This is a genomic window from Suilimivivens sp., from assembly GCF_037359455.1.
Classification (GTDB): Bacteria; Bacillota; Clostridia; order Lachnospirales; family Lachnospiraceae; genus Suilimivivens; species Suilimivivens aceti.
The window spans coordinates 27,762-41,409 of sequence record NZ_JAXXXI010000055.1 but is presented as its reverse complement, the minus strand read 5'-3'; the positions used below and the strand labels follow the sequence as shown (position 1 = coordinate 41,409).

Annotated in this window: 15 protein-coding genes; 1 reads left to right on the top strand and 14 read right to left on the bottom strand. The window is 45.1% G+C overall.

The features are described from left to right. Nucleotides 1-14 precede the first annotated feature (14 nt). From WJQ40_RS12010 to WJQ40_RS11945, 14 genes are all read right to left on the bottom strand, one after another. The gene (locus WJQ40_RS12010; RefSeq protein ID WP_337404060.1) at nt 15-635 is read right to left on the bottom strand and encodes a stage II sporulation protein M; all 621 of its coding nucleotides are present in this window, start codon (nt 633-635) and stop codon (nt 15-17) included. Nucleotides 636-740: 105 nt separating this feature from the next. Then, nucleotides 741-1,280, bottom strand: a complete 540-nt coding sequence (locus WJQ40_RS12005; RefSeq protein WP_118797812.1) for an NUDIX hydrolase — start codon at nt 1,278-1,280, stop codon at nt 741-743. Between the two features lie 7 nt (nt 1,281-1,287). Further along, nucleotides 1,288-2,574, bottom strand: a complete 1,287-nt coding sequence (locus tag WJQ40_RS12000) for an aminotransferase class I/II-fold pyridoxal phosphate-dependent enzyme (RefSeq protein WP_262574030.1) — start codon at nt 2,572-2,574, stop codon at nt 1,288-1,290. A gap of 203 nt (nt 2,575-2,777) precedes the next feature. Then, the gene (rny, locus tag WJQ40_RS11995) at nt 2,778-4,325 is read right to left on the bottom strand and encodes a ribonuclease Y (RefSeq protein WP_262574031.1); all 1,548 of its coding nucleotides are present in this window, start codon (nt 4,323-4,325) and stop codon (nt 2,778-2,780) included. A 102-nt stretch (nt 4,326-4,427) separates the two neighbouring features. Next, on the bottom strand, nt 4,428-5,051 hold the full coding sequence (locus WJQ40_RS11990) for a RecX family transcriptional regulator (RefSeq protein ID WP_262574032.1): 624 nt from the start codon (nt 5,049-5,051) through the stop codon (nt 4,428-4,430). Nucleotides 5,052-5,054: 3 nt separating this feature from the next. Further along, nucleotides 5,055-6,083 carry a recombinase RecA gene (gene recA / locus WJQ40_RS11985; protein ID WP_262574034.1) on the bottom strand — a complete coding sequence of 343 codons (1,029 nt, stop codon included), beginning with the start codon at nt 6,081-6,083 and terminating at the stop codon, nt 5,055-5,057. A 341-nt stretch (nt 6,084-6,424) separates the two neighbouring features. Continuing rightward, nucleotides 6,425-7,285, bottom strand: a complete 861-nt coding sequence (locus tag WJQ40_RS11980) for a hypothetical protein (RefSeq protein ID WP_337540511.1) — start codon at nt 7,283-7,285, stop codon at nt 6,425-6,427. Further along, complete coding sequence (locus WJQ40_RS11975; RefSeq protein WP_337540510.1) at nt 7,282-7,785, bottom strand: CinA family protein; 504 nt, start codon at nt 7,783-7,785, stop codon at nt 7,282-7,284. Before WJQ40_RS11975 ends, WJQ40_RS11980 begins: the two co-directional genes overlap by 4 nt. Then, nucleotides 7,785-8,318, bottom strand: coding sequence for a CDP-diacylglycerol--glycerol-3-phosphate 3-phosphatidyltransferase (pgsA, locus tag WJQ40_RS11970; protein ID WP_337540508.1), 534 nt, complete (start codon nt 8,316-8,318; stop codon nt 7,785-7,787). Before pgsA ends, WJQ40_RS11975 begins: the two co-directional genes overlap by 1 nt. Before the next feature lie 15 nt (nt 8,319-8,333). After that, on the bottom strand, nt 8,334-9,662 hold the full coding sequence (gene rimO / locus WJQ40_RS11965; protein WP_337540506.1) for a 30S ribosomal protein S12 methylthiotransferase RimO: 1,329 nt from the start codon (nt 9,660-9,662) through the stop codon (nt 8,334-8,336). A 65-nt stretch (nt 9,663-9,727) separates the two neighbouring features. Further along, nucleotides 9,728-9,961 (bottom strand): DNA-directed RNA polymerase subunit omega, encoded by a 234-nt coding sequence (gene rpoZ, locus WJQ40_RS11960; RefSeq protein WP_118797803.1) that lies wholly within the window; start codon nt 9,959-9,961, stop codon nt 9,728-9,730. 22 nt (nt 9,962-9,983) lie between these two features. Then, on the bottom strand, nt 9,984-10,619 hold the full coding sequence (gene gmk, locus WJQ40_RS11955) for a guanylate kinase (protein ID WP_262574040.1): 636 nt from the start codon (nt 10,617-10,619) through the stop codon (nt 9,984-9,986). Then, nucleotides 10,600-10,863, bottom strand: a complete 264-nt coding sequence (locus tag WJQ40_RS11950) for a DUF370 domain-containing protein (RefSeq protein WP_118797801.1) — start codon at nt 10,861-10,863, stop codon at nt 10,600-10,602. The genes gmk and WJQ40_RS11950 overlap by 20 nt, the downstream gene beginning before the upstream one ends. Nucleotides 10,864-10,874: 11 nt before the next feature. Beyond that, nucleotides 10,875-11,753, bottom strand: coding sequence for a YicC/YloC family endoribonuclease (locus tag WJQ40_RS11945; protein ID WP_118797800.1), 879 nt, complete (start codon nt 11,751-11,753; stop codon nt 10,875-10,877). Between the two features lie 138 nt (nt 11,754-11,891). Here WJQ40_RS11945 and WJQ40_RS11940 point away from each other — a divergent pair, with 138 nt between their 5' ends. Further along, complete coding sequence (locus tag WJQ40_RS11940; protein ID WP_337540504.1) at nt 11,892-13,646, top strand: NFACT RNA binding domain-containing protein; 1,755 nt, start codon at nt 11,892-11,894, stop codon at nt 13,644-13,646. Nucleotides 13,647-13,648 lie beyond the last annotated feature (2 nt).

The following is a 13,648-nucleotide window of genomic DNA, read 5'->3' as shown; positions in this document are numbered from 1 at the left end:
ACACGACTTCTCTTTTAAAGAAGCAGCTTTACCCCATCTGCTACCAGCAGGGGATTTACATAGCATTCCAGAAAGCAGCCCATCACTGTGATGAACAGGATCCACAAGAGGATCAACAGCAGTGAAATGAGCTGCTTTTTCCGTCCTGTGTATATCGGCCATATGCAGCCTTCCGGTGCCCTTGAAATGCAGCTTATCTGATAACAGAAGCAAAGCAGCAGAAAAAAGGCCGGCAGCAGGAGCAGCTGGTGCGGGAACAGTAGTACGATCAGGAACAGCACTCCCCTGCCTCCGTAAGCCAATACTGTTCCAGAGAAAAGAAGCCCTGCCAGGAAGCCTTTCATCACAGTGTAAAGCCTGATTGCCAGAAAACCAAAGCATGTGGTAGAAAGAAGAAGCAGACAGGCTGCAGGACGCAATCTCCTTGGTAATTCATATTTAAGAAACTGTCCCTTATCCAGTTTTCCATAACTCATCTCAAGAAGGACACTTTTTCTGAAAAATGTCTCTGTGCCTGCAGCACCGTGTCCTGAGAAGTACATGAACAGAATGCCTGCCAGGATTCCAGCCAGAAAATAAAGCAGACAGCTTCTGTAAAGCCGCCTTCGTTTGATATATTCCATCCGTTCCCGCATATTTCTTTCCCTTCTTTTCCGATCTCATATGTTTGTCTAATATATGAAAAACAGACAGCACATATACCTATGCACTGCCTGTCTCTTTTATCCTGCAATTTTCCTTTATCTTACATATTTTTCTTTATAGGCCAGGATCGCAGATACTGTCTTGGAATCCTCAATCGTTCCATCAAGGATCATCGAAATAAGTTCATCCAGATCGTACGCTTTCACCGTCACAAACTCATCCTCATCCAGATGCTGTTTTCCAGGTGTCAGACCTGTTGCCACATAAATATCGATCTTTTCATTACAAAAAGCCACTGTAGTCCTGATGCGGAGAAGCAATTCTATTTTTTCTGCATGATAGCCGGTTTCCTCTGTCAGTTCACGAAGTGCTGCCTGATCTGTCGGCTCATTTTCTCCATTCAGTCCGCCTGCCGGAATCTCCAGTGTATAACGATCCAGTGCATTCCTGTACTGGCGTACCATGATAAGACGTCCCTTATCATCCACTGGAACCACCGCTGCTGCACCCTTATGTTTGATAAAATCCCACTTAACAATATTTCCATTCGGAACCTTAATCGTGTCCTGATAATAATCAATAATGGCACCCTTCTGCACAAGATCCCTGGACAATCTCTGAAATTCTTCCATGATAAATGATCTACGCCTCTTTCAACAGTTTTTCTACACTGACAATCTTTACGCAAAGGACAAACAGGTCTGTCGCCATTGCCAATTCTTCTGGTGTCGGGAAGCTGGGTGCCAGACGGATATTGCTGTCCTTTGGATCCTTCTTATAGGGGTAGGTTGCACCGGCGCCTGTCAGTACCACACCTGCCTCCTTACACTTCTCAACGATCTTCTTTGCACAGCCCTCCAGTGCATCAAAGGAAATGAAATAGCCACCCTTAGGTTCTGTCCAGGAGCCTATGCCAAGACCATTCAGTTCACTTTCAAGTACATGGAACACCGCCTCAAATTTAGGACGCAGGATTGCTGCATGCTTCATCATATGTGCTTTCATTCCCTCTGCGTCTTTAAAATATCTTACATGACGCAGCTGATTGACCTTGTCATAACCGATCGTCTGAATCGTCATAAATTTTTTAATGAAATCAAGATTGGCTTTTGATGCAGCCAATGCTGCAATACCACTTCCCGGGAAAGTAACCTTTGAGGTAGAGCAGAATTCATATACCATATCCGGGTTACCTGCTTTTTCACATTCTGAAATGATATCTAACAGAGTATCCTTTTTTTCTTCGTACAGATCATGGATCACATAGGCATTGTCCCAGTAAATACGGAAGTCCTTTGCTGCCGGCTTCAGTGCTGCAAACCGCTTTACCGTCTCATCGGAATAAGTATATCCCTGCGGATTAGAGTACTTTGGTACACACCAGATTCCCTTGACTGCCGGATCCGTATTTACCAACTCCTCTACCATGTCCATATCAGGTCCATCCTCTGTCATGGGCACATTGATCATTTCTATCCCGAACTGCTCGGTAATCGCAAAATGCCTGTCATATCCGGGAACAGGACAGAGAAACTTCACCTTATCTAACTTACACCAGGGTGTTTCTCCCATCACACCAAATATCTCAGACCTTGCCACTGTATCATACATAATATTCAGGCTGGCATTTCCAAATACGATAACATTATCTGCCGAAACCCCCAGAACATCTCCGATCAGCTTTCTTGCTTCCGGTATACCATCCATTATACCATAGTTTCTGCAATCAACGCCCGCTTCCGTCTTAAATATGGAGTCAGCATTCAGAACATTCATAAAATCCATTTCCATATCGAGCTGTGAAGCTGCCGGTTTTCCTCTCGACATATCCAGTTTAAGTTCTTTGGCCTTTGCCTCTTCATATTCCTTATTCAGCTGCTTCTGTAAAGTCAGAAGTTCTTCTTTACTTAAATCTTTGTACGCCTTCATATAAGATCTCCTTTGCATAAACTAAGTCGTATCTTTGGATAATTGTATACAATCCAATTGCCACGATATATTGTACTATAGAGGATAAAATACAGCAAGTATTTTTTTGAAAACATTCTGCTCCTCTTCAGCGGTTTCCCCTTTTCTGTACATACACAAGAAAAAAGGGTCTGGCATAACATGCCAAAACCCTTTTCAATTACTTATTTTGCATAATCAATTACTCGGCTCTCGCGAATTACATTGACCTTAATCTGTCCGGGATATTCCATTTCAGCTTCAATCTTCTTGGAAATATCTCTTGCCAGCAATACCATATCAGAATCACTGATCTGGTCTGGAACTACCATTACACGAACCTCTCTACCAGCCTGAATAGCAAAAGACTTATCTACACCTTTAAAATTGTTTGTTATATCTTCTAACTGTTTGAGTCTGCTTGTATATGTCTCAAGCGTTTCTCTTCTTGCGCCCGGTCTTGCAGCGGATATTGTATCTGCAGCCTGTACAATACATGCAATTAATGACTGGGGCTCTACATCACCATGATGCGCCTCAACGGCATTGATCACAATTGCGGATTCCTTATACTTTCTGCAAAGGTCTACGCCAAGCTGAATGTGGGAACCTTCCATCTCATGATCCACAGCCTTACCAATATCATGCAGCAGACCTGCACGCTTGGCAACTCTGACATCAAGTCCCATTTCTGCAGCAAGCAGTCCTGACAACTGTGCCACTTCGATGGAATGCTTTAATGCATTCTGACCATAGCTTGTTCTGAACTTCATCTTACCAAGGAGTTTGATAAGTTCAGGGTGAATACCATGCACACCTACTTCAAGGGTAGCTGCCTCACCTTCCTCTTTGATCATCACTTCTACTTCTTTTTGCGCCTTTTCAACCATCTCTTCAATTCTTGCCGGATGGATTCTTCCATCCACGATGAGTTTTTCAAGGGCAATTCTTGCCACCTCACGGCGAATCGGGTCAAAACCTGATAAAATAACGGCTTCCGGTGTATCATCAATGATCAGATCCACACCTGTCAGTGTTTCGAGAGTTCTGATATTTCTTCCCTCTCTTCCGATGATACGACCCTTCATTTCGTCATTCGGAAGCTGGACAACGGAAATTGTAGTTTCTGATACGTGATCTGCTGCACATTTCTGAATCGCGTTAACTACATATTCCTTTGCTTTTTTGTCTGCTTCTTCTTTAGCACGGCTTTCCATTTCCTTGATCATGACAGCCGTTTCATGTTTCACTTCATCTTCAACAATTTTAAGTAAATACTCTTTTGCCTGTTCGGAGGTTAAACCTGAGATTCGTTCCAGTTCCTGTATTCTCTGCTCGTTCAGCTTTGAAATTTCTTCCCGCTGCTTTGCAAGTTCTTCCTCCCTTGCAGCCAGCCCGGCCTCTTTCTTTTCGATCGCATCTGATTTCTTATCGATGGCTTCTTCCTTCTGCTGGACTCTGCGCTCATAACGCTGTGCTTCGGCACGACGTTCCTTGATCTCCTTGTCCAGTTCGTTCTTGGTACGAATGGACTCCTCCTTGACCTCAAGAAGAGATTCACGCTTTTTGGTTTCAGCAGTTTTCAGAGCTTCATCAATAATCTCCCTTGCCTTATCTTCTGCACTTCCGATCTTAGCTTCTGATACTTTCTTATGGTATGCAGATGCCAGAAACCAGGTGACAGTAGCGGCAATAATCAGGGTAACGACTACTGCTATCAAAACTTGCACCATTTACAGGAGCACCTCCTTATTAAATTTTCATTGTACGCTTATCTATATAGAATGTATGTAGAAACATTCTAGCAACAAATTTACAACACTTAAATTTTAAACTTAAATCGTTGTGCTGTCAAGTAAAAGTGCACATCGGATCGTATCAACCTGAAATCCTTTTCTGTACAAAAGTGCTGAAAACTTCTGTTTTTCTTCAAAAGTAGCCTCATTCGGGACAAAATTTTTCTTATGCATCAGATTCAGGATCTGTTCTTTTTCAAGTTCTGTTCTGTCCTCTCCTGCCTTCTCTTCATAAACCTCCCCGGCAAGCTCAATAGAAATTCCCTTCTGTACAAGATCCCTGAGGATCCTGCTTCTGCTCCTGCTCTCCTTATGATATTCAATATAATCTTCTGCATACTGTCTATCATCTATATAATGGTAGGATCTGACATAATCAAGTGCCTGCTCTATGATTTCCTCCGGATAATCACCCGCCTTCAGTTTGTCATAAAGCTGTTTTTCGGTATAGCTTCGGTTTTTAAGCAGATTCATAGCCCGCAGCTTTGCCCTTCTTGGCAGAAGATTCTCCATAATATCCCTGTAGGCTTCTTCTGTTATTTCCTGTCCCTCTTTCAGCCCGTAAGAACGCAATTCGCCTTTGTATAATACAAAGGCGAATGTTTCATCAACACTGACCAAAACCCGGGATTTCGCTATCTCCCTGATTGCAGTAACAGTCATGAGCTATTCCTCTTCCTTGACTTCTGTGGCAGGTGTCTCTCCAATATGGAAATGCTCACGTACCTTCTCCGCTACTTCCTCACAAATGTCTGGATGCTCTTTCAGATAGATCTTGGAATTCTCTCTTCCCTGTCCGATCTTATTTCCCTCATAAGCGTACCACGCACCACTCTTGTTAATGATACCCACATTAGATGCCAGATCCAGCACATCTCCCACATAGGAAATACCTTCCCCAAACATGATATCGAATTCTGCTTCCTTAAACGGAGGTGCGATCTTATTCTTCACCACTTTGACTCTGGTCCTGTTTCCGATCACTTCACCACCCTGCTTCAGGGATTCAATCCTTCTGACATCCATCCTGACTGAAGAATAGAACTTCAGTGCACGCCCGCCGGTCGTAGTCTCCGGATTGCCGAACATCACACCAACCTTCTCGCGGAGCTGGTTGATAAATACAACCGTACAGTTGGACTTACTGATCACTGCAGTCAGCTTACGCAGTGCCTGGCTCATCAGTCTGGCCTGCAGACCGACATGGGAATCTCCCATATCACCATCAATCTCAGCCTTCGGTACAAGGGCGGCTACTGAGTCAACAACAACAATATCAAGGGCACCGGAGCGTACCATGGTCTCTGTGATCTCCAGTGCCTGTTCACCATTATCCGGCTGTGAAATATACAGATTATCCACGTCTACACCGATATTCTTCGCATATACAGGATCCAGCGCATGCTCAGCATCAATAAACCCGGCAATACCGCCTGTCTTTTGCACCTCTGCGATCATGTGCAGGGTAACCGTCGTCTTACCACTGGATTCCGGTCCATAGATCTCAATGACCCTTCCCTTGGGAATACCACCAAGGCCAAGGGCAATATCAAGGCTCAGGGATCCTGTAGGGATCGTTTCTATATTCATCTGTGCTGCCGGATCTCCCAGCTTCATGACAGCTCCCTTACCGAACTGCTTCTCAATCTGTCCAAGGGCAGCGTCCAATGCCTTCAGCTTTTCGTTCTTTTCCATAAAATAAGTTCTCCTTCCAGAAGGAACATCTGTTCTTATTCAAGAGTATACCAAACATTTGTTCCTGTCAATCCTAATTTTGTTTTCTTTTCTTATATCCTTATTCTATCATATTACGAGTCCCAAAAAACTCCCTCAATGGCATCTCTCCCCTCTTTTCTGATCGCTTTGGATGTTTGGCAGAAGATGCCGGATATGCAAAGCAGATATTTGATGGCGGATTCCTGTGATCCCGGATCCGATTACTGCTTTATATTACCATAAAGCCATGCTTTTCGCAAGAAACGGATATCAAAAAATAATGCGCTTCCTGGCAGATCAGGAAGCACATTATTTTTTAATCAGAACTGTTTTGTAAACTTCTCATAGTCCTTATAGGTAACGGTTGCCCAGCCGTCATCATAATTGATTCCGACCTCCATTCCAAGTGGTGTATAGAAGATGATCAATGAATTTTCATTTGTCAGATATTCTCTGATCTGCTGATCTGAATAATAGTTAAGTCCATTGATCTCACCATTCTGTTCCTCACAGCGTTTTCTGAAATCAATGGCAAACTCATCATCAATATCAAGGATGCCGGTATTACCCACAGGAAGCCCTGTCTGCAGGTCAAAATTCATGGAAACGATGACAGCCCCTATCGTGGAATCATTCAGTATCCCCCGTTCCTGGAATGCAACACTCAGAATATCCTCATCCATATAGGTAACATAGCATTCACTCTGATATTCAAAGGAGTCCCCATCTTCCATGAGATCTGCAACGGCAGTGATATATTCATCCGTTACTGTGACTTCTTCATAAAGCTTTCGGTTGATCTCTTCCACATTCGGAATATCACCGGTCACTACTGGATATGTAATGATAAGCCTTGCCTCTGCCCCTTCAGGACAGTCATAATCTTCCTTATCAAATTCCTCAAGCTCCACCTCATAGGACAGATCATCCCTGATATCCTGCTCAAAGTCATAATACTCCTCATCACTGTCACCATTCAGGAAATCTTCTATATCATACCCATCCATATTATCAGAGTCTCCGGTGATTCCCGCACGCTCTGCAGTTGTTCCATCAATGCTTCCGATCACTGTAGCAAGCTGGTAAACACTTGCTACAAATGCGATCCACAGGATCACAACACCAAGTACTAAAAGCATACTGACACCAATAATTTTTCCGGTTGTCCATTTCTTTTTCAAATCGATCCCTCCTGTACCTGAGAATCCGGTTCTTCTGAAAGTGTGGCAATGAGCAGCTTAAGTGCTGCTGTTACCGCCTGTCTGCGGATACTTTCCCTGTCACCATGGAAGATTTCCCTTCTGACAGTTATCCTGCCTTTCAGGCAGCATCCAAGATAAACAAGTCCTACCGGCTTTTCCTTTGTTCCTCCGGAAGGTCCTGCTATACCGGTAGAAACAAGAGCTGCATCCGCCCCTGCATTTTTTGCAGCTCCCGCAGCCATTTCATATGCAGTCTGTTCACTGACTGCACCATAATTTCTCAGGGTTTCGCCTCTGACTCCAAGAAGCTTTTCCTTGGATTCATTGGCATAGGTAATGTAGCCCTCCCTGTAAATCTCTGAAACACCGGATACATTGATCAGTGTTGCTGCGATGAGTCCACCTGTACAGGATTCTGCCGTAGTTACCGTATACCCTTTTGCAAGCAGCTTTTCTACTGCTGTTTCTTCCAGTGTCATTATTTCTGTTCCTTCAGTACATCTTTATTCTTGATCAGATAATCAATCAGTGATACGATCGTGAGGATCACTGCGATCCAGGTTATTATCGTTGTCAGAAGCTGCAGCCCCGGAATATTGGCGATCATCAGACAGACTGCGATCATCTGGAAGGTCGTCTTGAACTTGCCCCAGTAGCTTGCTGCGATCACAACTCCATTATCTGCTGCGATCAGACGAAAGCCACTGATCGTAAATTCCCTTGCAATAATAATAACTACCATATAGGAAGGGATCCTGCCAAGCCCGGTCAGGCAGATCAGGGCAGAACACACAAGCAGCTTATCTGCCAGCGGATCCATAAATTTTCCGAAGTTTGTAACCAGATTGTATTTTCTGGCGATCTTTCCATCCAGAAGATCTGTCAGGCTGGCTACAATAAAGATACCAAGGGCGATCCAGTTGTCTGCCGGAATACCAGGTACTAAAAGGAATACCAGGAAAAAGGGAATCAGAATCACTCTGAATATTGTCAGTTTGTTAGGTAAATTCATAACTTGCTCTCCTCTTTATTCTTCTATAATCTCACCGATCAGGTCATATTCATTGGCTCCTGTCACGCGCACCCTTACAAAATCACCGCTCATCAGTGACCAGTCCGTATCCACAAACAGATAGCCATCTACCGAAGGAGCGTCCTTATAGGTTCTTGCCACATAGACATCCTCCTCAGCAAGCTTTCCTTCGATCATGACTGTCAGCTCCCTGCCCTTCATGTTCTCTGCCGCTTCAAAAGCGATCTCCTGCTGGAGCTCCATCATTTCCTGCTGCCTTCTGAGCTTAATTTCTTCCTCCACCTGGCCATCCATGACAGCCGCCGGTGTTCCCTCCTCCGGTGAATAGGTAAAGGCTCCCAGCCTGTCAAACTCCATACGGTTGATAAAATCCATGGTTTCTGTAAAATCTTCTTCTGTCTCTGTAGGGAATCCGGTAATAAAAGTAGTCCTGATGCAGATATCCGGGATCTCTTCCCGCAGATGGTCTACCAGTGCTTCAATCTGCGCCGTATCTGTTCTTCTGCCCATCAGCTTCAAAATCCTGTCAGTGCCGCTCTGGATCGGAATATCCAGGTAATGACAGATCTTCGTCTGCCTCTTCATCACATCGATCAGCTCCTGTGTGATCTCCTCCGGATAACAGTACATGATCCGGATCCAGATAAGCCCTTCTATTTCACAAAGCCTGTCAAGAAGCTCCGGCAGTTTTTTTTCTCCGTACAGATCCATTCCATACAGGGTCGTTTCCTGTGCAACAAGGATCAGTTCTTTAATTCCTTTACCGGCAAGCTGTCTTGCCTCATCCAGAAGCAGCTCCATTGGAACACTCCTGTATTCGCCCCTGACCTTTGGGATAATACAATAGGTGCAGTGCTTGTTGCAGCCCTCTGCAATCTTCAGATAGGAAAAATATCCTCCTGTTGTAAGTACTCTTTCTTTACCTCCAAGAGGCGCCTTGTCAAGAGCTTCCAGATGGTTCTCTCCCTTACCGGCCAGTACCTCATCCAGTGTCTCAACTACCTTTTCCAGTGCTGTTGTGCCGATAATGGCATCTACCTCTTCAATTTCTTTCTGGATCTCTTCCTGATAGCGCTGTGCCAGGCACCCCGCTACGACCAGTGCCTTAAGCTGCCCTGTTTTTTTCAGTTCAGCAAGCTCCAGGATCGTCTGGATGCTCTCTTCCTTGGCGTCATTGATAAAGCAGCAGGTATTGACTACCGCCGCATCTGCCTGTGTCTGATCATCGGTAAAGGTGTATCCCCTTTCCTTCAGCATGCCAAGCATCACTTCAGAATCTACCAGATTCTTATCACAGCCAAGGGATACAAATAAAATATTCATGCCTTTATCCTTCCCTGCTCTCTAATAGTGAAACAGCGGCCCTTTTGCCGGCCGCCATTGATTCTTTAGTCTTCATCCGCAAGAATCTTGATCTTGCCCTGATTCAGCTCCTCTACCGCAATGGATAAAGGCTTGCTGTCCTTTGCATTCACAAGCGGCTCATCTCCTCCAATGATCTGTCTGGCACGCTTGGATGTTGCCATAACGATGGAATAGCGGCTGTTAACTACGGGAGCCTCTCCAGGCTCAACCTCACTGTTTACTACCTTCATTAAATCTGAATAAGACGGATGTAACATAATTTTCTCCTTCCCTGAAAGCCTATTCTGTGAAAGCTTCCAGCTCCTTTCTTACTTTATTGATAAATTCCTGATTTCGTGCCGGTGTTTCATGTGCCGCCATGATCAGGCCGTGCATTTCCCTCACACATTCTTCCAGGTTATCATTGATCACAATATAATCGTAATTCTCGATTCCCTCTGCCTCTTCTGTGGCTCTCTTAAGCCTTTTTTCGATAACATCCTCTGTTTCTGTACCGCGTCCTACAAGCCGGCGCTTCAGCTCCGCTGCACTCGGCGGCATCACAAACAGCAGCAGGGCTGTGGGAAACTTCTGTTTGATCTTGAGGGCTCCCTGGATCTCGATCTCCAGGATCACATCCTTCCCCTCTTCCAGCTTCTTCTCCACATACTCTCTCGGGGTTCCGTAGTAGTTGCCACAGTAGCAGGCATATTCCACAAGTCCCTCTTCTTCTATTTTCTTTTCAAATTCCTCTTTCGTGGAAAAGAAATACTCCCTTCCATCTACTTCACCTGTTCTTGGCTGTCTCGTTGTCATGGAAACAGATAAGGCATAATTGTCATAATCACTGACAAGCCGCTTCATCAATGTTCCCTTGCCTGCCCCGGAAAATCCGGAAACAACGATCAGAATTCCTTTATGCTGTTTCGTTTTCATCTTTACTCTCCATCTGTGCCCTCTGGGCAATGGTTTCCGGAAGCAGTGCCGAAAGTACAAGCTGGCTGTTTTCCATCACCAGGACTGCCTTTGTCCTTCTTCCCTGTGTCGCATCGATGGCATTGCCCTCTTCCCTGGCCTTCTGTACCATACGCTTGACAGGTGCCGAATCAGGACTGACTATCGCAATGATCTTTCCGGCATTTACAATATTTCCAAAGCCGATATGGATTAATTTGTTCACATCAAAACCTTCTATTCAATATTCTGGATCTGCTCTCTTACCTTCTCGATCTCTGTTTTCAGTTCAATCGCACGGTTTGAGATCTCAAGGTCACTTGACTTTGACAGGATCGTATTCGCCTCACGGTTCATTTCCTGTGCGATGAAATCCAGCTTTCTTCCGATGCTTCCACCTGCAAGCAGTGCATCCCTTGTAGCTGTGATGTGGCTGCGAAGCCGCACCAGTTCTTCATCTACACATACCTTGTCAGCAAAAATCGTCACTTCCATAAGAAGTCTGCTTTCATCCACCTGCTTATCAGAAAGAAGCTCCTCTACCTTCTTCGTAAGCTTCTCCTTGTACTCTTCGATGATCTCCGGAGAACGCTCTGTGATGAAATCCACATGCGCAAGCATTCCTTCCAGCTTTGCTATCAGATCATTCCGGAGGTTTTCCCCTTCCCTGATCCTGGTCTCCACAAAGTTCTCTGCGGCACCCTTCAGTGCTTTATCCAGAAGCTTCCAGAGCTGCTCTTCATCCACAGTCTGCTCTTCCATCGTCAGGATCTCGGGGAATCTTGCCAGTGTGGATACCCGGATATCATTATCCAGAGAAAAATCCTCAGCCATTCTGTCAAAATACTGCATATATTCCGCAGCCAGTTCCTTATTGTACTTCACACAGACATTTGACTCTGTAAAATCTTCATAGGTGATAAAAAGATCTACCTTGCCTCTCTGCATGTAATTCTTCAGCTCTGTCCGGATCGCTGCTTCAAAGAAGTTCAGCTTCTTAGGCATTTTGATGGTGACATCCAGATATCTGTGATTGACTGATTTCATTTCTACCGTAATCTTACGGTCAGCTTCTGCGATCTCACATCTGCCGAAGCCTGTCATGCTCTTAATCATGCTTTTCTCCTTTGTATCCTACCCGAAAATAATTTCTGCGTATTCCATAGTATTATAGGATATAGACAGAAAAACGTCAAGTGCGCTATACTAAGGAAAGGCAGCCAGAAGCTGCCGGAAAGAAAGTGAGATTACAATATGGCATTTGATGGAATTACGGTAGCAGCCGTAGTAAAAGAATTAAAGGACAATCTCCTGGCCGGAAGGATCTATAAGATTGCCCAGCCGGAAAAGGATGAGCTGCTTCTTACGATAAAAACTGCTGACGGAGGCCAGAAACGACTGTTCCTTTCAGCAGAAGCTTCCCTTCCTCTCGTTTATCTGACAGGCAGTAATAAACAGGCTCCCATGACAGCCCCTGGCTTCTGCATGCTGCTTCGTAAGCATCTGCAGAATGGCCGGATCACAGATATTACACAGCCCGGTCTTGAACGCATTATTCAGCTCCACATTGAGCATCTGGACGAAATGGGCGATCTTTGCAAAAAGACACTTGCCATTGAAATCATGGGCAAGCACAGCAACATTATTTTCCTGAGTGATGAAAATAAGATCATAGACAGCATCAAGCATATCTCCGGTATGGTCAGCTCTGTCCGTGAGGTTCTGCCCGGAAGAGACTATTTTATCCCGGGTGCTGACCAGAAGCAGGATCCCCTCCTTGCAGATGAAGCTTCCTTTAAAGCCCTGATCGCTGGAAAAGCGCAGCCCATTTATAAGGCTCTTTATACCTCCTATACCGGTCTTTCCCCTGTGATCTCACAGGAAATCTGCCACGCAGCCCATCTGGATGCGGACTGCTCTTCGGCTGTTTTTGCAGAAAGCCCAGACGGAGCTGATCTGCTCTCTGGTCTGTACCGTTCTTTTTCCGCAGTCATGGACAGTGTAAAACAGGGGTGTTTTTCCCCTGTTATCATTTATGAAACCGGAAAACCCGTAGAATTTTCCGCAATCACCCTTTCCTCCTGGCCGGAAGAAAACTGCAGACACTTTTCTTCCATTTCAGAGGTGCTGGAGCTGTACTATGCCCAGAAAAACCAGATCTCCCGGATCCGCCAGAAATCCTCTGACCTCAGACGGATCGTCCAGACTGCCCTGGAGCGCAATGTCAAGAAATATGATCTGCAGGTCAGACAGCTTAAGGATACAGAGAAGCGTGAGAAATACAGAATCTATGGGGAGCTTTTAAATACCTATGGCTATGGTGTTGAGCCCGGTGCCTCCTCCATGGAAGCTCTGAATTATTATACCGGGGAAATGATCACGATCCCCCTGGAGCCTCAGCTTTCCACCTCTGAAAATGCCAAGAAATATTTCGAGAAGTATAATAAACTGAAGCGTACCTTTGAAGCGCTTACTGCCCTCACAAAAGAGGTACAGGATGAGATCACCCATCTTCAGTCTGTGCAGACCTCTCTTTCGATCGCCCTGCAGGAAGAGGATCTTGTACAGATCAAAGAAGAACTGATTGAAAGCGGCTATATCCGCCGGAAGGGAAAGCAGAAAAAAATTTCTTTCAAAAGCGTACCCTTCCACTATATCAGCTGTGACGGGGATGATATTTACGTTGGGAAAAATAATTATCAGAATGATGAGATCACCTTTTCCCTGGCAGCCGGCAACGACTGGTGGTTCCATGCAAAAGGCATACCTGGTTCACATGTTGTCCTGAAGTGTGGAAACAAAACACCCTCCGATGCCGCCTTTGAAGAAGCTGCCAGACTGGCGGCCTACTACTCCAGCGGCCGTGAGCAGCAGAAGCTGGAAGTGGACTATCTGCAGAAGAAGAATGTAAAAAAGCCCGGTGGCAGCAAGCCCGGCTTCGTAGTGTACTATACCAACTATTCCATGATGATCGACACGGACATTTCCAGTATCCGTAAGGCAGACTAATA